A 23,832-nucleotide genomic window follows, 5' to 3' on the forward strand; every position below is an offset into this window, starting at 1 on the left:
GCGGGAGTGCTGCCTTTTTCTATTTCCCTACTATTTCAAATTTCTCTACAATCATTTTTGCTGGATAACTTTCAAGTATTTGAGAAAACCATACTTTTATTTTATCCCCTGTTTTTAACTGTTTATATGCGTCTTTGTCCTTAAAGCTCAAGACTATATGTGCTGGATGCTCTTTATTCATTTGTTGTTCTATATAATGTTGCAACTCTACTTTTGTTTCAACCGTTTTATCATCGGCAAAAAACATCGTGTCATTTCTTAATATGATATACCCTTCTTTAGGTACTTCTTTTACCGTTACTTGCTCTACTTGTTTTGTATCACACGCTGATAATACGACTAGAAATACACTTAAAAACATAACAATTTTCATATGCCTATTCATTTTTAACTCCTTACTCTAGGCTATTTCAAATTTAACACCATCTTCTCCTCATACTTATCATCCCATTTAATCACAACTTCTATAGGTTCATCTTTAGAGATAGGCGCGCAACTTACACAAGAAGACTTCATTTCAACCTTTGCTCCTCTATGAACTTCTGACGTTTGTGTCATTGTACTAAAGGCTCCATTAATAGCAATCTCTAAGTTTTTAAATTCTGTCTTTCCATCCCCGCCCTTATATTGAAACGTAAACATTCCATCTTCACTGTCATCCTTAATATGCCCTTTATATTGTCCAGTCCAACTTTTGCTCTCGCTAGAAAAAGTAAAATACCAAATCGAGCAGCTTCCTAAAAAGAAAATACTAATGAAAAAGAATAACGCTCTCTTCATCATGCCCCTCCATTCAAATGCACTTATTTATTGTCTATTTCTTCCTTCTATTATACTATTAAAATACAGAATTTTCTAAAACAGGGGGTTTATATGTTACGACAACAGTTAGAAGAAATTCGTAATAATAATTACATACTGGATAACACACTTAACATTGATTCTTTAAGTTCCAATATGCTTGAGCAAATTGGCGATACTGATAGCTATTTAAGGGACAAACTCATCTACTCTACTTTTTTTCATCTCATCAAGAAGGAATATCTTTCACACACACAATTACAGAAACTATTATTAGAAAGCATCGGTGAAAAATATTTATTGTATAAGATTCATTCAGATGATGAAGATGCGGTATTTACCCGAGCATTTACAACATTATTAATTGCCCTCATTATTGATGCTGATACAAATCATAATTTCTTATCACAGACTGATATTTCAAATGTAAAAGATCAACTAATTCTATATATGAACAACGAACATGATTTCCGGGGATATGTGCAAAAACACGGCTGGGCACATAGTATCGCTCATGCTTCTGATACATTTGAGGCGCTTGTGAATAGTCCTAAACTGGAAACTTTATATTACGAAGAAATATTACAAACTTTATTAAACAAAGTTTGTGTTCATTCCATCTATTACAAATATGAAGAAGATGAACGTATCGTTTATCCGATTGTCGCAATGCTACAAAATGGCTTAAAGGAAGAAGCACTCATATTAGCCCTTCGTGATTTAGTAGCTCAATTACCCGTTCAAAAACAAACATTACATATTGAATCATACGAGTTTCTATACGGAAATATAAAATCTTTCTTACGCAGCTTATTTTTCAGACTGCGCAAGCTTTCTATATGTGAAGAAACAGAATGCGAAATTGAAAAATTGCTACAAGAACTTCCAAAATATTATTAAAAAAAGAAGGCCACTCAAAAAGTGCCTTCTTCTATTTCACTAATATTTAATTGAAATTTCACGATCCAAACTGAGAAAAGGTGGACAAGAAGCGCAAACGCCATACATGCTCCGCTTAAAAAAGTTAGTATAGGATGCGAATACACGTGCCCCAATCCATAGGATACCGCCACGAAAAACATTGTTATGTAAATATAAATTGCTCCATGTATTTGCCTCATATAAACCTCCTTTTCCCATATTATAACATAAATTTTCTGATTATTCACATTAATTGCTTGTAATCAATATTTCTCAACTGTTACACCTCTTACAGCAGCCTTAATATATGGTGCTCCTTGTAAACTTTGTAAATCCTCTGTTTTGCCTGTTACGACTACACCGTATATTGGTAGGTCTTTTGGTTTGGTGTTTTTTATTTCTTTATAGTTTGTCCTAAAAGATTCTAATATCCCTTTTATTTTTACTTAAAGATATCCAAATACAGCTGTTCTACATTTTTATCATAATAAAAAGCACATCTATTTTGATGCGCCCTTCACATATATTTTATTAACATATAAATCACTTTTTTGAAACAAAAACTCTCACTCATCTCTCTCCATACTATCGTTATGACTTAGTTTCCATAATAATTGAACGAGGATAAAACCCCAGCTTTTCATAAAACGATACAGCTTCATTTCCGTACACTACTGTTAATTCAATTTCATCTATCTTCTTCGCTTTAAACCATTCCACTGCACTATTCATTAATTTCAAACCAAATCCGTTTCTTCGGTATCTTTCATCAACGAATAAAACTTCAATCTTTCCGTTTACACTTTTGCTATACGCTATACAACATCCTAATATATTATCTGTTTCCGCCTCAACTAATAATTCAATTCTATACTCTCCATACTTTGAATTTTGTTTATAAATTTCAATACGTTCCTCAAATGTCATTCTTGGATAGTCACCAGAAAAATGCCTTGATGTATTATTATGATATTCATGCAATTTATTTAAAGGTTCTCTTATTACTTCTATTTCATCGAGAGTGATATATTTATTACTAATTCTCATCCTACAGCATCTCCAATAATATATATTCCAACCAAAAAGATGACCATTTTACGGTTATAAAATACCAATCTATTATTTCATCGCGTCCTTCACAACATCTTGAATCATAACAACTTCTGTTTTCATATCAATAGACGGTGCTTCTTCATCGATACATTCATACCAAAATGCTAAGTGCTTTTTATCAATTTCATGATGCGAATTTTCGACAAAAATACCAGCTTCTCCTTGCACAGAATACCAATATAAGTACTCTTCTCCATCTCTTATTTCCCGGAAAATTGTCTCAACGTACATCTTTTCGTCGTTTAATGTCAAAAGTACTTCTTTCATATTGTCATTCAGAAGCTGCATCCATTCATCTACACGATGACTTTTATCTTGTTTCACTTTAAATCTCGTTAACTCCACATTCATTTTTATTCCCCCGTTTTCTTACGTACAAACAATCTATATTCTATTGGATGATAAAAACTTAATTTACTAGCTAATTTTTGCGAAGGAATATTGTCTACATAACAATCCCAGCACGGTATAATATCATTTTGTATGCAATGTTCAATAAACCTTGCTGCAACAGCTTGGGCTAATCCTTTCCCTTGATATGCTTTATGCGTCACAATATCAATTTCAGCAAATCCGTTCCCACTAAATATTGAAACACATTCCGCTACAATCATTCCTTCTAGTTCTATACAAAATCCAAAACCACCGTTTAAAAACGTTTCTTTTGATCCCCAATATTCTTTGTAGTACTCCTCTGTAAATTCACTGCTTCGTTCTATATCTCTTCTATCAATACGCTTCACTTCATATGTATTTTTGTTACAATCTCGTTTTCTCTCTTCAAAGGTTACGCTTTGAAATTTCATTCGCGGAATGTTTCGAAGTACATGACTAAAACGTTCTTCTATCATCATTTCCCACTCGTTACTCGAAGAGAACAATGTAAATCTCTTCTCTGTTTTTTCAATAGCCTTTTTTATAAAAGAAAATAAATCTTCGTTATAATTTTGATCATCAGTATCACCAAATAAATAATAAATACCGTTAGCTGTACGAATTAGTCCTGCTGTTAATTTCTCGTTTGCAAAAACCTCACCATCTATCACTTGATCACATACCGCATAAGCAAACGTCGTCGTTTTTGTATGACTTTCTAAAATCGGAAGGATTTTTCTATACTCGGCTACGGATAATTTTTTCATAATTGCTCCACTTTAATCGTATCCGCCTCTATATGTTCAAAACAAAGATTTACAGTTCTCTTTAATGCTCTCGTTCTATGAATCTTACATGCTGGAATTAAGATTGAATCATTTGGCTTTAAAACCGCTGTTTCTCCATCTTCAAAATCAATAAGTAATTCTCCCTCTAACACAATAAATAATTCATCCGAATTAGAATGATAGTGCCAATCATATTCACCAGTAAATACAGCGATTCGTAAGCAATGACTGTTTATATTTGAAACGACGAAGTTTTTATGTTGATCTTTAATATCCTTTGTTAATTCTATTAAGTTCACAGTCTCCATCTTTCGTCCCATCCTTTCATTAGTCGTTCTTCTAAAAAACTAACTTAATCTCCACCACCTCCGCAATCTCCTCCACCATCACTTGAGCTACTACAGTCATTGCTACTGTAGTCACCGAATCCACTTGATGAGCTTGAAGCGTATGAAGATTTTTTGCTTCTTTTTCTATCTTTTTTACTTTCATGACTAGGCCATACTGTAGCAAAGAGTATAACGAATAAGGCTAATTCTATTACAACAAGTATAAATTCTAGAATGCTCTCAATAATATTGGGAGTTATCCCAAAACTGTAAAACACTCCAAATGAATACATACACAAAATTACATACAGAGCCATACAAATATACCGAAATGTTTTCTCTATCGTAATGACTACTTTTTGTGAAAAAGGTATGTTCTGTTCCTTTTTGTTCTTTATATACCTTTGTCTCTTTGCCTGTTTTTTCTTCCTCTTTTTGCTCCCCATCGAATCCCCTCTTTTTATTATATAATTCTAAATTATCATAATAAAAATCGATTTACACCAATAAATAACAATTATTCACATGTTATTTCTCCATATAAAAAAGACCCTCCTCACGAAAAGGAAGGTCTCAAATGTATTTCTATTATGATAAAGCAGGAGCTTTTTCAAGAAGCTCTTTTGCATCAGCGTATTGTAAGCCGTGAGCTTCCGCAACTGCTTCGAATGTTACATAACCATCTAATGTGTTAATACCTTTTAATAATGCAGTGTTGCCTAAGCAAGCTTCTTTGTAGCCCTTGTTAGCAATTTGTACTGCATATGGTACTGTTACGTTTGTTAATGCAAGAGTTGACGTACGTGGAACTGCACCTGGCATATTAGCAACTGCATAATGAACAACGCCATGTTTTTCGTAAGTTGGGTTGTCATGAGTTGTAATACGATCAGTTGTTTCGAAAATACCACCTTGGTCAATCGCGATATCTACAACGACAGAACCTGGTTCCATTGATTGAATCATTTCTTCAGTTACAAGTTTTGGCGCTTTTGCACCCGGAATTAATACTGCTCCAATAACAAGGTCAGATTCTTTAACAGCTTCTGCAATATTGTATGGATTAGACATTAATGTTTTTACTTGGTTACCGAAAATATCATCTAATTGACGAAGACGTTCTGCACTTAAGTCAATGATTGTTACATCTGCACCTAAACCTACTGCAATCTTAGCTGCGTTTGTACCAGCTTGACCACCGCCAATGATTGTTACTTTGCCGCGTTTTACCCCTGGAACGCCTGCAAGTAAAATACCTTTACCGCCTTTGTTTTTCTCAAGGAATTGTGCACCGATTTGTGCAGACATACGACCAGCCACTTCACTCATAGGTGCAAGTAATGGTAAAGAACGATTGTCTAATTGTACTGTTTCGTATGCGATTGATGCAACTTTGTTATCGATTAATGCTTTCGTTAATTCTGGTTCTGGAGCTAAGTGTAAGTATGTGAATAAGATTAAGCCTTCACGGAAATAGCCGTATTCACTTGCTACTGGCTCTTTTACCTTCATAACCATATCTTGATTCCATGCTTCTTCAGCAGTTTCTACAAGTTTCGCACCAGCTTGTACGTATTCTTCATCTGTAAAGCCAGATCCTAAACCTGCTCCTTTTTGAACAAAAACTTCGTGACCATTTTGTACTAAATGTACTGCTCCCGCTGGCGTCATTGCCACACGGTTTTCATTGTTTTTAATTTCTGTTGGAATACCGATACGCATGATTAGTTCCCCCTTGAGTTATGAAATGACCCCTGAATCATTTTTTAAAGCGCTTTCTACGCTCTTATATTTTAACATAATATCTCAATATTTGACAAAAAAATAACACGAGTTTTCCGATAGATTTAATTTTATATTAAAGGACAGTATTATCCGCACCTCTCAGCACAATGGATAAACTGTCCAATTATTCGAAACTTCATCTTATTTTATTCTATCGATGTCTATGAATAACATCCACTGCACCAGTCACTTCAATAATTGTACCGGTAATCATATCGGAATCGTCCTCACATAAAAACGAAATGGTTCTTGCAATATCTTCACCTGTTCCAGATCTACCAATCGGTGTGTTATGCTCTTTCAGCTGACGTGCTTCTTGAATAGTTGCCTCTTTCATATCGCCAATAATATCACCAGGACATACCATGTTCGCAGTGATACCATACTCCGCTTCTTCATAAGCAACTGTTTTCGTTAATGAAACAAGTCCTACTTTCGCTGCGGCAAAAGCTGAACGATAAATCCATCCCGGTGCACTATCCGCCCCTTGAAATCCGTAATTAATAATACGGCCAAAGTTCTGTTTTCTCATGACCGGAACGACAAGTTTTAATAAATGAAATACCGCTGTTAAATTTCCCTGAATCATTTCATTCCATTCATCTTCTTCATAATCAACTAACTTTTTTCGTTCAAATACATATGGACCAGCATTATTAATTAAAAAGTCAATTTTGCCAAAACGGCTCATCGCTTCTTCTACTATTTTATGTAAATCTTCCTTTTTCGTGACATCCGCTTGCACGAATTGTAGACGCTCTTCCACATCTTTATATGTTTCTTTCATCGTTTCCATAGCCGTGATATCGCTATGGTACGTTACTGTTACTGAATAGCCTTTAGCCAATAACTTTTCTGTTACTTGCTTTCCTAAACCTTTCGTACCGGCTGTAATGAGCGCATGTCTCACAAAACTGCCCCCTTTTAAATTGCTATACTTCATATGTAACAAGTTCTCGCTCCAATTACAACTAAAATGAATTGAAACAGAGTTTTCAAAATTCTGTAACGTTTCTGGCAAGCACGTTACCAAAATTTGTTTTATAATTAAGTTGTAAACAGTTATAAAACAGATTGGGAGGAATTTACTATGAATAATACATATACAAATATTTTAATCGCGGTGGATGGTTCTAAAGAAGCAGAAAAAGCCTTTAAAAAAGCAATTCAAGTCGCAAAGCGCAACAATGCAACATTAACAATTGCTCATATCGTTGATGTAAAAGCATACTCAGCAGTAGAAGCTTATAGCCGTGCAATTGCGGAACGTGCAAATCTATTTGCAGAAGACCTATTAGAAGACTACAAAAAAACTGCGCTTGAAGCTGGTCTTGAAAAAATTGAAACTGTATTAGAATTCGGTAATCCTAAATCAAAAATTTCAAAAGAAATCGCTCCAAACCATAAAGTAGATTTAATTATGTGTGGTGCGACTGGTTTAAATGCTGTTGAGCGTTTCCTAATTGGTAGCGTCTCTGAACATATTATTCGCTATGCGAAATGCGATGTCCTTGTTGTTCGTGGTGATGAAGAGCAAGGTGAGCTTTAATTTATAGATAAAACACCAAGTCCACATAGGCTTGGTGTTTTTCATTTTATAAACTTCACTATAAACAAAAGACATGCTACGACAACAACGGTAATTGCCAACACATAAGGCGGAAGAAACTTCAAAGACCATAATGCCATCATAATCGTCGCAACCGTTAAGTACGTTCGCCTTGCACCTTCTGTCATTTTTTTACGAAATAAGAAAACATACAAATAACCAATTGGCGGCGTAATAAAGCAAAGAACGTATATGATTTTTGATTTTAAATACCACTTTTGTTCTCCAAGTTTCTTTATATCCCCTTCTATTCTCTTATGCTCTTGTTCTTTCGCTTCTTCTACAAGCGGATTTTCCTCTTCTCCTCGCTTTTCTTTCATATAAGGAAGAAAGTGCATAAAAAAATAGTATGCGAATACGAATGCTCCAAATCCAATATTTACTCTTTCTAATGGAATATGTTCACTAAAAAAAGCAGCAGTAAGCACTAAAGACAAACAGTATGTCATCATCCAAAAGGAACGTTTTCTCTTTTTCCGTTCCATTTCTTTTTTGCCTTGTATATCTTTTCTTTTCGAAAGCCATATAGAAATAAAGCAATCTACTACAAATAGAGCAAAAATAAATATCGCAACGTGTACTGTTTCTAAATCCTCAAATGAAAAGATATTTGGGAATGCAACATGTAATACAATGAATGTGTACAAAATTAGCCCTATAAAATAAATACGTCTCATTTTCCATCCCTTTCTTATTTCCTAACATTACGTTAACATACATTTTTTAGAAATAGACGGACAAAATATATATGTGTAAAAAAGGAGGATGCTATATGGATGATTCTGAACGCATTATTTTAGATGTGAACGGCAAAGAAATTGAAATGCTAGATACGATTCGCACTCATTTTAAAGAGAAGCACGGCGTTGAACTAAGTAATGGTGCATTACTTCGTGATTTGATGGATATTGAGTATATTCGAATTACGGAAGATCGACATAAGTATGATTAAAAGAAAACGACTGCAGGCGAATGCCATCAGTCGTTTTCTTTCTTTATTTAAGCTCTTGATGTTTCCCGCCCATACCACCAGACTCATTGCTATCTTGGTGTACAGTTAGTTTATTTGTTTTCGCATCTTTTAAAACTCTATATGTATATGATTCATTTGGTTCATCTTTAAACTGTACATTCATACCATACGAATCCATTTTGCTATAAAAGGCCGGTTTTATATATAAAATATCACTTTCTTTATATCCTTTATCTTGTAAATGCCACATCGTTGCGATAACCGCTTCTTCTCGCTTTTCTTTTTCACCAACATATATATATTTGTCCAAAAGAAACACTTTAGCATTTGCAATTAAGCTAATTAACAGTACAATGATCAACACTATTTTTTTCATAGACTTCCCCTAAATTGTTATTTTTTACTACATTTTAACTTAAATGCTAGTAAAAAATAAAGTACGCCAGACTTTAATAGACTGGCGTACTTCCCAACTCAACTCTTAATAACTTCTTTCGTTAACCCCTTCGCCTTCTCCAAAGCGTTTTTGATTTGTTCAAACCCAGTCCCGCCAGCACTGTTACGACGCTTTACAGCTGCATATGGTGACAGCACTTCATACAAATCTTCTTCAAATAAGGAGCTCATTTCTTTATATGTTTCAAGAGAGACATCTAATAAATAAATTCCTTTTTGTGTGCAATATAGCACTAACTTTCCAACAATTTCATGAGCCTGACGGAATGGTAGTCCTTTGTTCGCTAAATAGTCAGCAATTTCTGTTGCGTTGGAGAAATCTTGCGTCACAGCTTGCCCCATTTTTTCTTTGTTTACAGTCATCGTTTCAAGCATGCCCGCCATAATATGAAGGCATCCTTCTACTGTTTTAACTGTATCAAACATTCCTTCTTTATCTTCTTGTAAGTCTTTATTGTAAGCGAGCGGTAATCCTTTCATTACTGTGAGTAAACTGAATAAATTACCGTATACTCTGCCTGTTTTACCACGGATTAGTTCCGCCATATCCGGGTTTTTCTTTTGCGGCATAATGCTGCTTCCCGTTGCATATTGATCGCTCATTTCAATAAATTGAAACTCTTGGCTACTCCATAAAATAAGTTCTTCGCAAAAGCGTGATAAGTGCATCATAAGCATAGAGGAGTTACTTAGGAACTCCAGTATGAAATCACGATCGCTTACTGCATCTAAACTATTTTCATAGATTCCATTAAATCCAAGAAGCTCCGCACTATACTCTCGGTCAATGGGGAATGTCGTTCCAGCTAACGCTCCTGCTCCTAATGGCGAAATGTTAATACGTTTTAACGAATCTTCATAACGATTCACATCACGCTCTAACATCCAAAAGTAAGCGAGAATATGATGAGCAAATGAAATCGGCTGAGCACGTTGCAAATGCGTATAGCCAGGCATAATGGTTTCAATATTATTTTCTGCTTGATGAACAAGAACAGTTTGCAATTGCTTTGTAGCTTTTATAATATGTTCTACCTTTTCTTTTAAATACAAATGCATATCTGTCGCTACTTGATCATTACGACTTCGGCCAGTGTGAAGTTTTCCTCCTACTTCGCCAATTTGTTCAATTAACATTTTTTCGATGTTTAAATGAATATCTTCTGCTTCTACTGAAAATTGTAGCTTATTCTCTTTTGCTTCTTTCAATAAATATTGAAGACCTATCTTTATTTTCTCTGCTTCTTCTTGCGTAACGATGCCTTGCTTTGCTAGCATCGTGACGTGCGCAATACTTCCTTTTATATCTTGATTTACTAATTGTTGATCGAAGGAGATGGATGCTCCGAACTCTTCAACCCATGCTTCCGCTTCTTCTGTAAAACGTCCGCCCCAAAGTTTGCTCACGCTTCCACCTTCTTTTGATTCACTTGGCTGTATACTTTCGTCGGTAAACCGAATAATGAAATGAATCCAACTGCTGCATCATGATTAAATTCATCTTGAGCAGTATATGTTGCTAATTTTTCATCGTATAAAGAGTATTCAGATTTACGTCCTTCTACAATCGCATGACCTTTAAATAATTTCACACGCACTGTACCTGTTACATTCTTTTGCGTTTCTTGTAAAAATGCATGAAGCGCTTGTTTTAAAGGCGAGAACCATAAACCATTATAAATAAGTTCTGTTATTTTCTGTTCAATCACTGGTTTAAAATGTGCTACTTCTTTTACGTGTGTTAAATCTTCCAACTCTTTATGCGCAGTGATTAACGTCATTGCTGCTGGGCATTCGTATACTTCACGAGATTTAATACCGACAAGACGATTTTCTACGTGATCAATACGTCCAACGCCGTGTTTTCCAGCAAGCGCATTTAACGTTTTAATTAATTCTGCAAGTGAATATGCAGTGCCATTTAAAGTAGTCGGTACGCCTGCTTCAAATCCGATTTCTACAAACTCTGGTTTATTCGGTGTATCTTCTAATGCCAATGTCATCTCATATGCATCTTCTGGCGGCGCTGCCCATGGATCTTCTAAAATTCCACATTCGTTGCTGCGTCCCCATAAGTTTTGATCGATTGAAAACGGGCTATCTAAATTAATCGGAATTGGTACATCGTTTTCTTTTGCATAGGCAATTTCTTCTTCACGTGACCACTTCCATTCACGTACAGGTGCAATCACTTCTAAGTAAGGATTTAATGCTTGAATAGAAACTTCAAAACGAACTTGATCATTTCCTTTCCCTGTACATCCGTGTGCAACTGCAGTTGCGCCTTCTTGTTCTGCGATTTCTACTAATTTCTTCGCAATAAGCGGACGAGATAATGCAGAGACAAGAGGGTATTTCCCTTCGTATAATGTGTGTGCTTGCATCGCCATCAATGCATATTCATTCGCGAATTCTTCTTGAACATCAATCATATATGATTTAATTGCACCTACTGAAAGTGCCTTTTCTTTTACAAATGCTAAGTCTTTACCTTCCCCTAAGTCTAAACAAAGCGCGATAATATCATAATTCTTCTCTTGTAACCATTTAATTGCAACGGAAGTATCAAGACCTCCGGAATATGCTAATACAACTTTTTTCTTCTCCATTTTGCATCCCCCTAAGAATAAATATTCATTTTCTTTTATAATAATTCACACTTTACCACCTTTCACAAAATGTATCAAGAGTCATTTTCAAATTTTTTCAAACAATTTCGTCGAACTTCTTTCTGTTTTTCTGTACAATATAAGCAGGACAACGGGGGTGAACTTATGGAAAAGTATTTCTTATACGATGATCATCTAGGAATTGAAATTCCTCATTTACAAGAAGATTGGGAAGATATCCCCGAAAAAATGCAGCATGCTATTTTACTAAGATGGGAACAAGTTCGCGGAAAGATTCCTGATCGAATAAAAGAACTCGAGCACTCTATTAATGCAAAACAGCATCATTTAAATAACGAAGAAGACTTCGAAATTTCTTGCAAATTGAATTCAGAAATTGCCGATCTCGCTTCCATCATTAATGACCTTTGGCTTTGGTATCGACTCACTCAAAATGTATCTGAGGGGAAAGCACACCAATGAAAAAAGCATGCCCCTCAATTACTTTGGGTCATGCTTTTTTGTCGTAACATGATTTACAATATATTTCTTGTGCTGTTTTCGCCAAACATACATCGAATGGACCAACTAATATACTTCTTTCTTCCGGCAACTTTACAAAAGCAACAAGCTCTTCTTCATATTGAATTTTTTTCTGACATGAAATGCATATTAATTCTTTTCTTTTGAACATGTCTTTTAGCATACCTTCACTCTCCCCTTCATCTATCTATATTAATATAATCTCATAACAGTTAAGACTTGTAAAAAAATGACACATTCCGAATCGAATGATTCATATACTATGTACAAAGGGGGGTCTAAAGCTTATGCGTGCTTTCGTTATTATTGCTTTAACTTTTTTAAGTGTGATTAGTTGGGATGCGTTTTTTAAAGATAAAAGTGATGAAAAGAATACAACTGAATAAAACCCTTTTTTTCTTACTTATTGGACAAACCGTTACAAACTGTCCAATCCTCCGAAATAACTTAGGCTTTTCTACAAAAATATTTAAACATAACATTTTTTGTAGATTCCCTCCGTTTATTGTCGGTTTCCATCCGCATACATTTTTTAAAAGTATGATATAATAGTATAAATCTTGAAGGAAGGGATTTTGATATCATGATCGCTCGAAGGAGCATGTGGCATCGTATTGACGAATCATACACGTAGCGTATTTTTTAGCTCAGATACTTTAGTCTAGCGAAAAAAATACGAGAGTGGGGAAATTATGATTGCCCGAAGGATAATTTGGCAAAAAAAAGACTCTTCTTACACATAGCGTTTTGTTTAGGACTTAATTGTTACTAACTAAACAAAACAAAGAAGAGCAGGATTGCTAAATGACGAATCCTACTCCACGTTTTGTTTAGTCGTTTTAAGACTTAAACTAAAACGAAGGTAGGGAGAATTGATGGACGAGAGGATTATTCGTTATTTCTTCAGCGACATATAGCGTAGTTAGTTTTTTCGTAAACTAACTGAAAGCTACATGTGAGCTCGTAGTTAGTTTACAACACAAAAAGGACTACTAACTACGGAAAGAAGGAATAACGATGAGGAACATCCAAAGTCGGCAAATTATTAAAGAAATTTTTATGGTTTTAATCGGTTCATTTATTTTAGCAGCAGCGCTATATCACATTCACTTCCAAAACCACTTAACAGAAGGTGGCTTTGTAGGAATTGCACTATTCATTCAAAACTTTTATGATATTTCACCATCTATTTCAACTGTATTAATGGATATCCCAATTATTTTACTGTGCGCTTCATTTTTAGGTAGAAAAATGGTTGGTTATTCATTCCTAGGTTCAATTTCATTCGGAGTATTTTATTCCTTTATGGAAAATTATTCTCCATTTACGGTAGATTTATCAAATAACTTATTTATAGCTGCAGTAGTTGGCGGTGCGTTAGCTGGTATTGGACTCGGTTTTATATTACGATTTGGCGGTGCAACCGGTGGAGACGATATTTTAACAATTGTATTAAGTAAACGAACTCGTTTTACAATTGGGCAAATTTTCTTCGTCTTTGACGCGATTGTTCTTGCGCTTTCATTATATTATTTAAATTGGACAGAAATTGCTTTTACTATTCTTTCGATTGCCGTACAGGCAAAAACATTGGATTTAATTTATTATCCAAAAACAGAAAAAACAGCAGAAAAGCAGCCAGTATCTGTTCCAATGTCCAAAAAACATGCAACGAATTAAAAAAGCGAAAGGCTTCGGCCTCTCGCTTTTTTTATGCTCTTTTTTCTTTCTCGACTATATGGCGCACTTGATAAAATCTATTTGCAAATTCAGTAACGTTTCTTGTTAAACGATAATTCACTGTAGATCCAATTGCCATTCCAATTACCGGTATACCTTGGAATAATTTACGACGAAGAGCATAAATCGAAAATGTCTTCAAAATTTGTTTTAACACAACCTCAGTAGAAGCTGTTTGTAGCACTGCTTCGTCTCCTTCGTAAAAGAACGAATCTTCTTGCTCCAGCTCTTGCAATAAATTGTACCATGCATATTGCTGAAGTCTTCCTGGTAGTAATGACGCATGAAACACCTTTAACGCAAGCATCATTTCATACGGCTTGTTCACATCATGTCCAAATGATGTTGCAATAAGTTGGACTGCCTTCACATTTAACGCGATCATAACCGGAAAATCCGCCGTTAATAATAATAAACCTCCAGCACCTGTTGCCCCACCTTGTACAAATGAATATAGACGATGACGTGCTGTTTGCTGCTCTGCTATGTATGTTAATTGATCAATAGATAATGCTTTCAAATCTTCAAGCTGTTCAATCGATTCATCAAATAACCTTGATGTTCCTAAAATCCGATTACGTGCATCTAACTGTGCTTGTGAACTTTGAATAAATGCATGCAAATGAAAGAGCCATCCATCTGCTTTCGTGAAGAATTCTTTTCGCTTTTTCTCAGGTAATTTCGCAACTGTAGCATGTAACCATTTATCAAACACTTTTTGAAAATCGGTCGCTTCTTGCTCAACTAATTGCGCTTCCCATTCTTTTATATTGTCTAAAATGGCTTGTTCTCGCTTCGATCGCATCGTAACAACCACCTCGTTCGATTTTTTTCTATTGTAACATATTTCTGCTTATTCTTTGCAAATATGCTTGTCTATCTTTATTCACATACCATTTTTGAATGGCATAAAATATTAACAAAAAGGATGAGATAAATCACATGAATCTATCCGATATAAAAAAAGAATATAATGCGGTATTCAGCTTAGGACAAAACTGCTGGCCCGCTTGGGCATTATATCAATTAGAATTATCACCATTTTTTGGCGTTATTGATTTTATGCTAAGTCCCTCATTAGAAAAAGTGAATGTATTATTACAAAATCGATTTGACCGCTTTTTAAATTTCGAAAATTTATCCTTCATCTCATTTTGGGATGATGATGCAAAATTAAGATTAAGGGACAACCTTTATGAAATTGACTCCTGTCATGACTTTAAAACAGATGTAAATACACCAACTTCTTGGCCTTCTTATACAGAAATTAAGTTAAACTATGAACATCGTATTAATCGTTTTCTAGCTACAATTGAAACGGCAGAATCCATATTATTTATTCGAACTGGAGGAACATATGAAGAAGCATGTTCCCTAGAACAAATTTTATCTCAAATCGTTACACATACATTCTCTGTCCTGTTACTAATTCCTGCCGATATACCAACTATCACCCAAGAAGATTGGGGATTACAACGTATTTGCGTTATGAAATGTCCTATTATGGATGTATACCAATACAATGAAGCATTTTGGAAAGACTTATTTGATGGAATTACAATTAGACCGCACACTTAAATACACGATACTTTTATCACACCATACATTATAATCGTCCTTATACAAAACAAATAAGGAGTGATTCTATATGTATCCACGTGCAAAAGCTTTCGGTCTTGCTGTACATCAAGATCGCCTTCTCGTACAAGAATATTATACAGAAGGCGAAATATATTATCGTCCTCTTGGCGGTTCAATTGAACTTGGTGAAAAATCAGCACATACTGTTATTCGGGAGTTTAAAGAAGAGCTTCATACGGAGATAGAAATCACCAATTATTTAGGGTGTTTAGAAAATGTCTTTCATCTCGATAGAGACATTGGTCATGAAATCATTCAACTATATTCTTTGCGTTTATTAGACACGTCACTATATGAAATGAAAATATTAAATATACAAGATGAAGAAACAGTAGCGTATGCGAAATGGATTCCTATTACGGCATTCATTCAGAAAGAAAAAATATTATATCCAGATGGAGTTTTAAAATACATCCAAAAGAAAAAAGACGAAATCCTATAGGATCTCGTCTTTCTTTTCATATATTAACCAATATCTCCAAGACGTAGTACGTCACGAGCAATCATAACTTCTTCGTCAGTTGGAATTACGATAATTTTTACTGGAGAGTGTGGGAAGCTGATGAATGCTTCTTCACCGAATACGTTATTACGTTTTGCATCGAAGTATACGCCCATGTACTCAAGGCCTTCTAATACACGCTCACGAATAATCGCACTGTTTTCACCTACACCAGCTGTGAAGATGATTGCGTCTACACCTTTCATACGAGCAGTGTAAGAACCGATGTATTTGTGGATACGGCTTACGAATACATCAAGTGCTACTTTCGCACGGTGGTCGCCTTCTTCTTCTTTCGCAATGATGTCACGTAGGTCACTAGAGTAACCAGTAAGACCTAACATACCACTCTTCTTGTTTAATACGTTAACTACTTCTTCTACTGTTTGGCCTGTTTTTTCCATGATGTATGGAATTAACGCAGGGTCAAGGTTACCAGAACGTGTACCCATTGTTACACCAGCAAGTGGTGTGAAGCCCATAGAAGTATCGATAGATTTACCGCCTTCTACTGCTGCGATACTTGCACCGTTACCTAAGTGACAAGAAAGTAAGCTTAAGCTTTCAATTGGACGACCTAATAATTCAGCCGCACGCTCAGTTACATATTTATGAGAAGTTCCGTGGAAACCGTATTTACGGATGCCGAATTTTTCATAGTACTCATATGGTAAGCTGTATAGGAATGCAGATTCCGGCATTGTTTGGTGGAATGCTGTATCGAATACTGCTACTGCTGGTACGTTTGGTAATACTTCTTGGAATGCTTTAATACCAACAACGTTTGCTGGGTTATGAAGTGGTGCTAAATCGCTTAATTCTTCGATATCAGCTAATACTTCATCAGTAATTAAAACAGAGTCAGCAAATTTTTCGCCGCCGTGAACAACACGGTGACCGATACCGCCAATCTCATCTAGAGATTTAACGATTCCGTTTTCAGTTAACTTTTTAAGAAGCATATTAACTGCTACTGCGTGATCTGGAATGTTTGTAATTTCTTTTTGTTTTTCGCCATCTACAGTAATAGTGAAGATACTATCTTCTAAACCGATACGTTCTACTAAACCTTTTGTTAATACTGTTTCACTTGGCATTTCAAATAATTGGAATTTTAAGGAAGAGCTTCCTGCGTTAATCGCGATGATTTTTGACATCTAGTCTTTCGCCCCTTTTTCTCTTGGTAGTTGTGTGGATGTTTCCACAAACCGCTCGATTTTATCTGATCAAATTCACCAAATATGAAAACGTTTCATCATTAGCAAATTTTATACTCACGATTTTAATTTAAACATCGTCCGACATATATTTCAAGTGAAAAAATTGTAACACCAAGAAAAAATATATATTACAGATTTCAAAAAAATTCAGTTAAATCTTGTATATATTTAAAAATATGACATATTATATAAAACTGTACTACATGAATCACTAATGCTGTTACATATACCCAGCTTTATTTATGTGTTGCAAACCAAGTATTTAATTGATCCATAATGTCTTCCATCGCCTTCATGTTAGAGAATTTAGGCAACTCCACTAATAACGCCTGTTTTGGCATTGTTACATTAGCGCCTTTCTTTTGGAGAACAAATATACTTTTTGCATTTTTCTCGTTTTTAAACATGGAAACAGGAAGCTGTAATAACCCTTGAATAAAGCATGTTTCTTTAATAAATGCATGTAATTTTGGTGCCTGGTCACTTTCAAAAATGAAGTTTGGTACTAAGAAGAATAAGTAACCGCCCTCTTTCGTATGTTTCACACTTTGTTCAATAAATAAGTGATGGGCATACGACATTCCTTCATCTGCTTTTAATTTATATTCACTTGCACCGATTTCGTTTGGATAATAACCAACCGGTAAGTCTGAAACGACTGCATCAACTGGATCGATATAAAGTGGTGCTAGTCCATCTTGATGGAAGAATTCGATTGCATGCTTTTGTAAATTTGCATTTACTAAAGCAAGTTTAATTAGCACTTCATCCACTTCTACACCAAATCCACTCATTGTTAGTCCTTCTTTGGCGCTATTAAACACTGTAGTCATTAAATTACCTGTTCCAATTGCAGGATCTAAAACTGTGATCTCGTTTTGACCTTGCATAAATTTATGGAATAAGTAACTCATGAACATTCCAACTGCATCAGGCGTCATTTCATGATTCGCTTGTACGCCTTCTTTCATTCCTTTTAAGATGGCTAACTGAAATGCTTTACGAATTTCTTCACCTTTATATGTTTCTTCATTAAACGTACTATATTCACGATTCAGCCTTTCAATTGCTGATTCGGATAATTCCTCTTGTAAAATCGCTCCCTCAAACAAGTTATCACCTGTTTCTACAAGCGCCTCTAAATATGTTACATCTAATTCTTTACGTAAAACTACCGCAGAAGAATCAAAAATAGAAAATAATGTTTCTACTGTCTGACTCACGTACATTCCTCCTTCTCTCTTTTACACATAACTTATATCATACCACAAAGTGATTTTTTCCAAAAAGAAAAAGCGACCTCCTGTAAAGAGCTCCCCTTTAGTTATATATGATATAACGTTTTTTCTCATATATCGATGCTGTTACAGAGCAATATATGAGAAAAAACGACCTCTTTATAAGAGGTCATTCTCTTCACATTACTTCGCAGATTTAGCTGCTTCTAATGCTGCTTCATAGTTTGGATGGCTTGTACCTTCGCTTACGTATTCTACGTAAACTACTTTGTCATTGCTATCTACTACGAATACTGCACGAGCAAGTAAACGAAGCTCTTTCATTACTAAGCCGTAAGCTTCACCGAATGAAAGATCGCGGTGGTCAGAAAGTGTTACAACATTTTCTAAACCGTTTGCTGCACACCAGCGTTTTTGAGCGAATGGTAAATCAGCGCTAATTGTTAATACTTTCGCGTTTTCAATACCTGCTGCATCTTGGTTAAAACGACGAGTTTGTGCATCACACACACCTGTGTCGATTGAAGGTACAACACTAATTAATTTCACTTCACCTTTGTATGTTTCTAAACTTACTGGAGATAAGTCGTTTGCTAATACTTGGAAGTTTGGCGCTTGATCGCCAACTTTAACTTCTGTTCCAACTAAAGTCATTGGATTACCTTTAAAAGTTACGTTTGCCACTTGAAAATCCTCCCTTATTTAAACAAAATATGTACAATGTAAATGATAGTTTGTCCCTATCGATAATGCAAATAAAATCGCTTTATTTACAAAAAAATTAAAGAAGCTAACCTATTGATTAGCTTCTTTATTCGTTAAATTTGAAATTCAGGATTATCTTCTTTTCGTTTATCCATCATTTCTTTCACTTTATCAACAGCTTGTGGCGCTAATTCAATTATTTTATCGATGACGTGTGTTTGTTTATCTAAGTGCAATACTTTCACACCATCTCCATTTATAACAAGAAAGGCAACAGGATTAATAGAAACTCCTCCTCCACTTCCACCGCCAAATGGATGACGGCCTGAATGTTCTACTTTACCAAATTCACTTCCACCAGCAGCAAATCCGAAACTCACTTTCGAAACTGTAAGAATTACGCTTCCATCTGCCGCTTTAATTGGGTCACCAACAATTGTATTTACATCAGTCATTTGTTTTAAAAGCTGCATTGCTGTTGTCATTAAACCTTGAATTGGATGGTCCATTCTATATCCCCCCTATGCTTGAACAGATTTTTCTGTCATACCAGATCTTTGTCTTCTCATAAATACGAGTAATTTGACGCCAGTTTTTATAGCGCGGAATATACGAAAAGATGCTGTTAACTCGCATCTTGATGCAAATCCTTTCCCTTGAAAAACTGGGGTAATTTCAAATTCTGGTACGTCGACAATATGCATATATTGTCCGACAACTCCAGCAGCCATACCTTTTGTCCCCCATGCATATCCAGTGACAATGCCAGTACTAGCTGCGTCGCCTGCTCCAATTTGTGTATGCCATTTCCAACCATTGATTTTCACTCGTTTGAGAAAATCTTTAACAATAGTATGAACTTCTTGAAGCTTTTTTATCAGTTCACCAATGCTGTCAAGTTGCGCCATAATTTTATTATCGAGTCCGCCGTCCTCTTCAGCTTTTTCGATTTTCTGTCCTGTCTTTTTCTGCTGTTTTTCAATTCTTTCCAACACATCAAATGTATATCGAATCATCCATATTTTCACTTGAAGCAAACATTGCTTTTCCATTTCTGAATATAAAAATGTCACCTTAAGCTTTATTTTCGACAATAGTATAAACAAAATAAAAAGAAGAAGAATTATTATTCCAATTACGAGCCACTTCATACGTATCATCCTTTCACTCCGTACCCATTATCGACAAGTTTATTCATCGTTAAACAGAGTTCTATAAGATTGAATATAAAAATTTTTCTAAAAATAAAAAGGTATTTTGACAATTTATATCGAAATATATTATTTGAACATATCATCAGGGAACGGACTCTAATGATATGTAGCACGAAAAACAGAAAATTTAACTGCAGTGGAGGGATACATAATGGCAGATCGTCGCAATTTATTTTTCTTTTATGGTGATGACAAAGCAACGCTCGTTGAAAAAATGAAACCAATCTATCGTATTTTAGAAGAGAATGGATTTACCATATTAGATCATCCAAAAAATGCAAACGCTATCGTCAGTGTTGGAGATGATGCAACCTTCTTACAAGCCGTTCGTAAAACTGGTTTTAGAGAAGATTGCTTATACGCAGGGATTTCTACGAAAGATGAAATTTCTTTCTACTGCGATTTCCATATTGATCACGTTGATACAGCCCTTCAAGAAATTACAAAAAATGAAATTGAAGTGCGAAAATATCCAACAATTCAAGTAGATGTAGATGGCAGTACATCTTTCCATTGTTTAAATGAGTTCTCATTACGTTCTAGCATTATTAAAACATTCGTTGTAGATGTTCATGTTGATGATTTATATTTCGAAACATTTAGAGGGGACGGTTTAGTGGTTTCTACCCCAACAGGAAGTACTGCTTACAATAAATCATTGCATGGTGCAGTTGTTGACCCGCTTATCCCATGTTTCCAAGTAAGCGAACTAGCATCTTTAAACAACAACACTTACCGTACGCTCGGTTCACCTTTCATTTTAAATCACGAACGTACATTAACTTTAAAACTAAGACCAGACGGTAACGATTATCCTGTTATCGGCATGGATAACGAAGCGCTTAGCATTAAACAAGTGGAAAAAGCTGTTGTACGCTTAAGCGATAAACAAATTAAAACAGTTAAATTAAAAAACAATTCTTTCTGGGAAAAAGTACAGAGAACGTTTTTATAAGATTAAAATAACCGCAGAATTATGAAATTCCATAATTCTGCGGTTATTTATTTCCCCCGATTGACGCGAACAATACTCTCTTACTATCCGGCCGTTATTCTTGTCAGTTTTTGTCGGTAATTCGATATATTCCGAAAACCGCTCATATATTTTTACGCATCTTTTCTATAGACAACTTGGCCATCTATTACGGTCATTTCTGCTTGTACTTCTTTTATTTCTTCTGCCTCAATTTCAAAAATATTGCGGTCTAATATTGTAAAATCTGCTTCATATCCTTTTGCAATTTGCCCTCGCTTCGCTTCTTTTCCGATTGCATAGGCACTTCCTGTTGTAAATAAAGAAACAGCCTCATAAACCGTTAATCTTTCCTCAGGCATATAGCATATACCGTCAATAAAACTTCTACGTGTAACAGCGCTATATATGCCTAGAAACGGATTCACTTGTTCAATAGGAGCATCTGAGCCACCGTTGCAGTGTAATCCTGCCTCCAGTAACGTCTTCCAAGCGTACGCATAACGAAGACGGTGCTCGCCTAGTTTTTCAGTGACTGACGGAAAATCTGATGAAAGAAAGACTGGCTGTATATCGATAATGGCTTGCAAGTTTTTCATTCTTTCTATCAACTCTTCACGAGCAAGCTGACAATGAATAATGCGGTCACGCACCCCTTCTGCTGGTGGATATAATTCGAGTGCATCAATGACATATTCAAGCGATAAGTCACCGATAGTATGAATCGCAACTGGCATATGTAGATCTCGTGCTTTCTTTACTAATTCCGCAAGTTCTTCACGTGAGAAAATCGCAACTCCATTTGTTTCCTTCGCATCTTCATACGGTTCACTTAATAATGCTGTTCTTCCGCCAAAAGAACCGTCAGAGAAAATTTTCATTGCTCCAAATTCAATATAATGTTCATTTTCATATTCTTTTCGTTCATGTGCTACTTCATGGTGAACGAGCAAATGGGCTTTAAATGGCATTTCTTTTATAACGTGAGAAAACGCATTATATGTTTTTCTAAAACCACCATAATAATTTAAATCTTCCGTATGCCCGCCAACAAGTCCGTATTTCCAGCAATCTTTAATCGCTGTTTGCAGAGCTCTTTGTAAATAAGCTTCATCAATTTCTGGCTGAACATGTTTAATTAATTCTTGCCCTTGTTCATATAAAAGCCCTGTTAACTTATTTGATGAATCCCTACCAATTTTCCCGCCTTTTGGATCTTCTGTCGCTGCTGTTATATTCGCTTCTTGTAGTATGTATGCATTCACCCATGTAACGTGACGACAAACTCTCTTTAGTAAAATGGGATGTTCTTTCGAAATTTCATCTAAATCACGCGCATGAACATCTTTCGTATCTGTAAAGTTATTTTCATTCCATCCTTCTCCAATAATCCAAGAGCCCTTTGGAGCTTCTTCCACTCGCTTCTGAACAAGAGTAAGCACTTCGCCATAAGATGTACAATTTGATAAATCTAGACGGAGTAATCTCTCTCCATGCCCAATAAGATGCATATGACTATCAACGAGACCTGGGATCATTGTTTTGCCTTTTAAATCGTACAATGTAACCGCGGCATATTGGTTTTCTAACTCTTCTTTACTTCCAACATCAACGATCGTACCGTTTTCAACGTAAACAGCGCCCACTTTTTCATTTTCTTCTCTCATTGTGTAAATGGTGCCGCCATACCAAATTTCTCCCATATATCCCATCTCCTTTATTTTTTATTGTATAAAAAAAAGCACCATTTCAAAACATGGTGCTTTTCTAAAAATTACTTTTGTTCAGTAGTAGACGTTGTAACTTGCCATTCAATATTAAATTTATCTTTTACTTGTCCGTATGCTGGGCTCCAGAATGTTTCTTGAAGTGGCATGATAACTTCTCCACCTTCTTGTAACTTATCGAATACTTCTTTTGCTTTTTCTGCATTACTAATTTGAATTGCGATTGTTACTTGAGATCCGATTGCATGCCCTTGACCTGGGAATGTATCAGAAATCATAAGATCCGTATTACCAACTTTTAAAGTAGCGTGTAAAACGCGCTCTTTCGCTTCAGCTGGAATCGGGTATTCTGGATTTTCAGGCATGTCACCAAAAGTTTGCATGACTTCTACTTTTGCATCTAAGGCCTCTTTATAAAACTGTACAGCTTCTTGCCCACCACCATCTAAAACTAAGTACGGATTAATACCTAAAATCATACGGACACCTCTTTTTTAAATTTATAAAATCGAACTTGTGTTCGTTTTTATTTTATCATTGATTTACATTTCATTCAACTATTTACTTCAC

General features: G+C 35.4%; 31 protein-coding genes and 1 pseudogene. 8 read left to right on the forward strand and 24 right to left on the reverse strand.

Annotated elements, in window-relative coordinates:
• Positions 1–19: 19 nt before the first annotated feature.
• Together MHH55_RS17410 and MHH55_RS17415 are read right to left on the reverse strand one after the other, a co-directional pair.
• A complete protein-coding gene (locus MHH55_RS17410) occupies positions 20–385 on the reverse strand; it encodes a DUF3221 domain-containing protein (RefSeq protein WP_001079377.1) in 366 nt (121 codons plus the stop codon).
• Between the two features lie 20 nt (positions 386–405).
• Positions 406–780, reverse strand: a complete 375-nt coding sequence (locus tag MHH55_RS17415; RefSeq protein ID WP_000816717.1) for a hypothetical protein — start codon at positions 778–780, stop codon at positions 406–408.
• A 93-nt stretch (positions 781–873) separates the two neighbouring features.
• On the opposite strand from MHH55_RS17415, the gene MHH55_RS17420 reads away from it, so the two are divergent.
• Positions 874–1,701: a DUF2785 domain-containing protein gene (locus MHH55_RS17420; RefSeq protein WP_075676881.1), complete on the forward strand. Its 828-nt coding sequence runs from the start codon at positions 874–876 to the stop codon at positions 1,699–1,701.
• A gap of 14 nt (positions 1,702–1,715) precedes the next feature.
• Here the strand turns inward: MHH55_RS17420 and MHH55_RS17425 are convergent, their stop codons facing one another.
• The 9 genes and pseudogenes from MHH55_RS17425 to MHH55_RS17465 form a co-directional block, all read right to left on the reverse strand.
• Positions 1,716–1,922, reverse strand: coding sequence for a hypothetical protein (locus MHH55_RS17425; RefSeq protein WP_001248908.1), 207 nt, complete (start codon positions 1,920–1,922; stop codon positions 1,716–1,718).
• 63 nt (positions 1,923–1,985) lie between these two features.
• Positions 1,986–2,175: pseudogene (locus MHH55_RS17430) on the reverse strand (anti sigma factor C-terminal domain-containing protein); the annotation flags it as partial.
• Positions 2,176–2,313: 138 nt separating this feature from the next.
• A complete protein-coding gene (locus MHH55_RS17435; RefSeq protein ID WP_001222930.1) occupies positions 2,314–2,769 on the reverse strand; it encodes a GNAT family N-acetyltransferase in 456 nt (151 codons plus the stop codon).
• Between the two features lie 72 nt (positions 2,770–2,841).
• Positions 2,842–3,186, reverse strand: a complete 345-nt coding sequence (locus MHH55_RS17440) for a DUF6176 family protein (protein ID WP_059303410.1) — start codon at positions 3,184–3,186, stop codon at positions 2,842–2,844.
• Between the two features lie 2 nt (positions 3,187–3,188).
• On the reverse strand, positions 3,189–3,977 hold the full coding sequence (locus tag MHH55_RS17445) for a GNAT family N-acetyltransferase (RefSeq protein WP_000736747.1): 789 nt from the start codon (positions 3,975–3,977) through the stop codon (positions 3,189–3,191).
• On the reverse strand, positions 3,974–4,306 hold the full coding sequence (locus MHH55_RS17450; protein ID WP_000450925.1) for a cupin domain-containing protein: 333 nt from the start codon (positions 4,304–4,306) through the stop codon (positions 3,974–3,976). The genes MHH55_RS17445 and MHH55_RS17450 overlap by 4 nt, the downstream gene beginning before the upstream one ends.
• 44 nt (positions 4,307–4,350) lie before the next feature.
• Entirely contained in the window at positions 4,351–4,773 is a 423-nt protein-coding gene (locus MHH55_RS17455) for a hypothetical protein (RefSeq protein WP_000534945.1), read from the reverse strand.
• A 142-nt stretch (positions 4,774–4,915) separates the two neighbouring features.
• Positions 4,916–6,049 carry an alanine dehydrogenase gene (gene ald, locus MHH55_RS17460; protein ID WP_001219403.1) on the reverse strand — a complete coding sequence of 378 codons (1,134 nt, stop codon included), beginning with the start codon at positions 6,047–6,049 and terminating at the stop codon, positions 4,916–4,918.
• 214 nt (positions 6,050–6,263) lie between these two features.
• Positions 6,264–7,055 carry an SDR family oxidoreductase gene (locus MHH55_RS17465; RefSeq protein WP_002024902.1) on the reverse strand — a complete coding sequence of 264 codons (792 nt, stop codon included), beginning with the start codon at positions 7,053–7,055 and terminating at the stop codon, positions 6,264–6,266.
• A 147-nt stretch (positions 7,056–7,202) separates the two neighbouring features.
• On the opposite strand from MHH55_RS17465, the gene MHH55_RS17470 reads away from it, so the two are divergent.
• Positions 7,203–7,661, forward strand: a complete 459-nt coding sequence (locus MHH55_RS17470; protein ID WP_001066673.1) for a universal stress protein — start codon at positions 7,203–7,205, stop codon at positions 7,659–7,661.
• 41 nt (positions 7,662–7,702) lie between these two features.
• On the opposite strand, the gene MHH55_RS17475 is transcribed toward MHH55_RS17470, so the two are convergent.
• Positions 7,703–8,398 carry a hypothetical protein gene (locus MHH55_RS17475; RefSeq protein WP_001252877.1) on the reverse strand — a complete coding sequence of 232 codons (696 nt, stop codon included), beginning with the start codon at positions 8,396–8,398 and terminating at the stop codon, positions 7,703–7,705.
• Between the two features lie 95 nt (positions 8,399–8,493).
• Between MHH55_RS17475 and MHH55_RS17480 the strand changes: the two genes are divergently transcribed.
• Positions 8,494–8,673, forward strand: a complete 180-nt coding sequence (locus MHH55_RS17480; protein ID WP_000342760.1) for a hypothetical protein — start codon at positions 8,494–8,496, stop codon at positions 8,671–8,673.
• Between the two features lie 43 nt (positions 8,674–8,716).
• On the opposite strand, the gene MHH55_RS17485 is transcribed toward MHH55_RS17480, so the two are convergent.
• From MHH55_RS17485 to MHH55_RS17495, 3 genes are all read right to left on the reverse strand, one after another.
• Positions 8,717–9,070: a DUF3139 domain-containing protein gene (locus MHH55_RS17485; protein WP_078186396.1), complete on the reverse strand. Its 354-nt coding sequence runs from the start codon at positions 9,068–9,070 to the stop codon at positions 8,717–8,719.
• 98 nt (positions 9,071–9,168) lie between these two features.
• Positions 9,169–10,557, reverse strand: coding sequence for an argininosuccinate lyase (gene argH, locus MHH55_RS17490; protein ID WP_078186397.1), 1,389 nt, complete (start codon positions 10,555–10,557; stop codon positions 9,169–9,171).
• Positions 10,554–11,759: an argininosuccinate synthase gene (locus tag MHH55_RS17495; protein WP_000412315.1), complete on the reverse strand. Its 1,206-nt coding sequence runs from the start codon at positions 11,757–11,759 to the stop codon at positions 10,554–10,556. The genes argH and MHH55_RS17495 overlap by 4 nt, the downstream gene beginning before the upstream one ends.
• Before the next feature lie 165 nt (positions 11,760–11,924).
• Between MHH55_RS17495 and MHH55_RS17500 the strand changes: the two genes are divergently transcribed.
• Complete coding sequence (locus MHH55_RS17500) at positions 11,925–12,242, forward strand: hypothetical protein (RefSeq protein ID WP_000417207.1); 318 nt, start codon at positions 11,925–11,927, stop codon at positions 12,240–12,242.
• Between the two features lie 28 nt (positions 12,243–12,270).
• On the opposite strand, the gene MHH55_RS17505 is transcribed toward MHH55_RS17500, so the two are convergent.
• Positions 12,271–12,465, reverse strand: coding sequence for a hypothetical protein (locus tag MHH55_RS17505; RefSeq protein ID WP_000910272.1), 195 nt, complete (start codon positions 12,463–12,465; stop codon positions 12,271–12,273).
• 854 nt (positions 12,466–13,319) lie between these two features.
• Between MHH55_RS17505 and MHH55_RS17510 the strand changes: the two genes are divergently transcribed.
• Positions 13,320–13,982: a YitT family protein gene (locus MHH55_RS17510; RefSeq protein WP_001244515.1), complete on the forward strand. Its 663-nt coding sequence runs from the start codon at positions 13,320–13,322 to the stop codon at positions 13,980–13,982.
• A gap of 31 nt (positions 13,983–14,013) precedes the next feature.
• On the opposite strand, the gene MHH55_RS17515 is transcribed toward MHH55_RS17510, so the two are convergent.
• Positions 14,014–14,847, reverse strand: coding sequence for an EcsC family protein (locus MHH55_RS17515; RefSeq protein ID WP_001256850.1), 834 nt, complete (start codon positions 14,845–14,847; stop codon positions 14,014–14,016).
• Positions 14,848–14,984: 137 nt separating this feature from the next.
• Here MHH55_RS17515 and MHH55_RS17520 point away from each other — a divergent pair, with 137 nt between their 5' ends.
• Together MHH55_RS17520 and MHH55_RS17525 are read left to right on the forward strand one after the other, a co-directional pair.
• Positions 14,985–15,620, forward strand: coding sequence for a DUF1796 family putative cysteine peptidase (locus tag MHH55_RS17520; RefSeq protein WP_001053728.1), 636 nt, complete (start codon positions 14,985–14,987; stop codon positions 15,618–15,620).
• 70 nt (positions 15,621–15,690) lie between these two features.
• Complete coding sequence (locus tag MHH55_RS17525) at positions 15,691–16,125, forward strand: NUDIX hydrolase (protein WP_078186398.1); 435 nt, start codon at positions 15,691–15,693, stop codon at positions 16,123–16,125.
• Between the two features lie 23 nt (positions 16,126–16,148).
• Here the strand turns inward: MHH55_RS17525 and ackA are convergent, their stop codons facing one another.
• The 5 genes from ackA to MHH55_RS17550 form a co-directional block, all read right to left on the reverse strand.
• A complete protein-coding gene (ackA, locus tag MHH55_RS17530; RefSeq protein WP_000034575.1) occupies positions 16,149–17,342 on the reverse strand; it encodes an acetate kinase in 1,194 nt (397 codons plus the stop codon).
• 299 nt (positions 17,343–17,641) lie between these two features.
• Positions 17,642–18,628 (reverse strand): class I SAM-dependent methyltransferase, encoded by a 987-nt coding sequence (locus MHH55_RS17535; protein ID WP_000084367.1) that lies wholly within the window; start codon positions 18,626–18,628, stop codon positions 17,642–17,644.
• A gap of 198 nt (positions 18,629–18,826) precedes the next feature.
• Complete coding sequence (gene tpx, locus MHH55_RS17540; RefSeq protein ID WP_000024529.1) at positions 18,827–19,327, reverse strand: thiol peroxidase; 501 nt, start codon at positions 19,325–19,327, stop codon at positions 18,827–18,829.
• A 134-nt stretch (positions 19,328–19,461) separates the two neighbouring features.
• Complete coding sequence (gene ytfJ, locus MHH55_RS17545; protein WP_078186399.1) at positions 19,462–19,857, reverse strand: GerW family sporulation protein; 396 nt, start codon at positions 19,855–19,857, stop codon at positions 19,462–19,464.
• A gap of 12 nt (positions 19,858–19,869) precedes the next feature.
• Entirely contained in the window at positions 19,870–20,508 is a 639-nt protein-coding gene (locus tag MHH55_RS17550; RefSeq protein WP_002164419.1) for a DUF2953 domain-containing protein, read from the reverse strand.
• 205 nt (positions 20,509–20,713) lie between these two features.
• Here MHH55_RS17550 and MHH55_RS17555 point away from each other — a divergent pair, with 205 nt between their 5' ends.
• Complete coding sequence (locus MHH55_RS17555; protein WP_000785177.1) at positions 20,714–21,517, forward strand: NAD kinase; 804 nt, start codon at positions 20,714–20,716, stop codon at positions 21,515–21,517.
• Between the two features lie 152 nt (positions 21,518–21,669).
• Here MHH55_RS17555 and MHH55_RS17560 read toward each other — a convergent pair whose 3' ends face one another.
• Together MHH55_RS17560 and MHH55_RS17565 are read right to left on the reverse strand one after the other, a co-directional pair.
• Positions 21,670–23,238, reverse strand: coding sequence for an amidohydrolase (locus MHH55_RS17560; RefSeq protein ID WP_078186400.1), 1,569 nt, complete (start codon positions 23,236–23,238; stop codon positions 21,670–21,672).
• 71 nt (positions 23,239–23,309) lie between these two features.
• Positions 23,310–23,741, reverse strand: a complete 432-nt coding sequence (locus MHH55_RS17565) for a VOC family protein (protein WP_025689065.1) — start codon at positions 23,739–23,741, stop codon at positions 23,310–23,312.
• Positions 23,742–23,832 lie beyond the last annotated feature (91 nt).

The organism is Bacillus sp. FSL K6-2944 (assembly GCF_038005385.1).
Taxonomy (GTDB): Bacteria; Bacillota; Bacilli; order Bacillales; family Bacillaceae_G; genus Bacillus_A; species Bacillus_A cereus.

Bases quoted from the DNA above. Each gene is read 5' to 3' on its own strand.
- MHH55_RS17525 (WP_078186398.1), top strand. From the start codon at position 15,691: ATGTATCCACGTGCAAAAGCTTTCGGTCTTGCTGTACATCAAGATCGC.
- MHH55_RS17560 (WP_078186400.1), bottom strand. From the start codon at position 23,238: ATGGGAGAAATTTGGTATGGCGGCACCATTTACACAATGAGAGAAGAA.
- MHH55_RS17410 (WP_001079377.1), bottom strand. From the start codon at position 385: ATGAATAGGCATATGAAAATTGTTATGTTTTTAAGTGTATTTCTAGTC.
- MHH55_RS17515 (WP_001256850.1), bottom strand. From the start codon at position 14,847: ATGCGATCGAAGCGAGAACAAGCCATTTTAGACAATATAAAAGAATGG.
- MHH55_RS17440 (WP_059303410.1), bottom strand. From the start codon at position 3,186: ATGAATGTGGAGTTAACGAGATTTAAAGTGAAACAAGATAAAAGTCAT.
- MHH55_RS17520 (WP_001053728.1), top strand. From the start codon at position 14,985: ATGAATCTATCCGATATAAAAAAAGAATATAATGCGGTATTCAGCTTA.
- ackA (WP_000034575.1), bottom strand. From the start codon at position 17,342: ATGTCAAAAATCATCGCGATTAACGCAGGAAGCTCTTCCTTAAAATTC.
- MHH55_RS17555 (WP_000785177.1), top strand. From the start codon at position 20,714: ATGGCAGATCGTCGCAATTTATTTTTCTTTTATGGTGATGACAAAGCA.
- MHH55_RS17415 (WP_000816717.1), bottom strand. From the start codon at position 780: ATGAAGAGAGCGTTATTCTTTTTCATTAGTATTTTCTTTTTAGGAAGC.
- MHH55_RS17470 (WP_001066673.1), top strand. From the start codon at position 7,203: ATGAATAATACATATACAAATATTTTAATCGCGGTGGATGGTTCTAAA.
- MHH55_RS17505 (WP_000910272.1), bottom strand. From the start codon at position 12,465: ATGCTAAAAGACATGTTCAAAAGAAAAGAATTAATATGCATTTCATGT.
- MHH55_RS17445 (WP_000736747.1), bottom strand. From the start codon at position 3,977: ATGAAAAAATTATCCGTAGCCGAGTATAGAAAAATCCTTCCGATTTTA.
- ytfJ (WP_078186399.1), bottom strand. From the start codon at position 19,857: ATGGACCATCCAATTCAAGGTTTAATGACAACAGCAATGCAGCTTTTA.
- MHH55_RS17480 (WP_000342760.1), top strand. From the start codon at position 8,494: ATGGATGATTCTGAACGCATTATTTTAGATGTGAACGGCAAAGAAATT.
- MHH55_RS17420 (WP_075676881.1), top strand. From the start codon at position 874: ATGTTACGACAACAGTTAGAAGAAATTCGTAATAATAATTACATACTG.
- MHH55_RS17550 (WP_002164419.1), bottom strand. From the start codon at position 20,508: ATGATACGTATGAAGTGGCTCGTAATTGGAATAATAATTCTTCTTCTT.
- MHH55_RS17485 (WP_078186396.1), bottom strand. From the start codon at position 9,070: ATGAAAAAAATAGTGTTGATCATTGTACTGTTAATTAGCTTAATTGCA.
- MHH55_RS17475 (WP_001252877.1), bottom strand. From the start codon at position 8,398: ATGAGACGTATTTATTTTATAGGGCTAATTTTGTACACATTCATTGTA.
- MHH55_RS17465 (WP_002024902.1), bottom strand. From the start codon at position 7,055: ATGAAGTATAGCAATTTAAAAGGGGGCAGTTTTGTGAGACATGCGCTC.
- MHH55_RS17500 (WP_000417207.1), top strand. From the start codon at position 11,925: ATGGAAAAGTATTTCTTATACGATGATCATCTAGGAATTGAAATTCCT.
- MHH55_RS17450 (WP_000450925.1), bottom strand. From the start codon at position 4,306: ATGGAGACTGTGAACTTAATAGAATTAACAAAGGATATTAAAGATCAA.
- ald (WP_001219403.1), bottom strand. From the start codon at position 6,049: ATGCGTATCGGTATTCCAACAGAAATTAAAAACAATGAAAACCGTGTG.
- MHH55_RS17510 (WP_001244515.1), top strand. From the start codon at position 13,320: ATGAGGAACATCCAAAGTCGGCAAATTATTAAAGAAATTTTTATGGTT.
- MHH55_RS17435 (WP_001222930.1), bottom strand. From the start codon at position 2,769: ATGAGAATTAGTAATAAATATATCACTCTCGATGAAATAGAAGTAATA.
- MHH55_RS17455 (WP_000534945.1), bottom strand. From the start codon at position 4,773: ATGGGGAGCAAAAAGAGGAAGAAAAAACAGGCAAAGAGACAAAGGTAT.
- MHH55_RS17425 (WP_001248908.1), bottom strand. From the start codon at position 1,922: ATGAGGCAAATACATGGAGCAATTTATATTTACATAACAATGTTTTTC.
- MHH55_RS17565 (WP_025689065.1), bottom strand. From the start codon at position 23,741: ATGATTTTAGGTATTAATCCGTACTTAGTTTTAGATGGTGGTGGGCAA.
- MHH55_RS17495 (WP_000412315.1), bottom strand. From the start codon at position 11,759: ATGGAGAAGAAAAAAGTTGTATTAGCATATTCCGGAGGTCTTGATACT.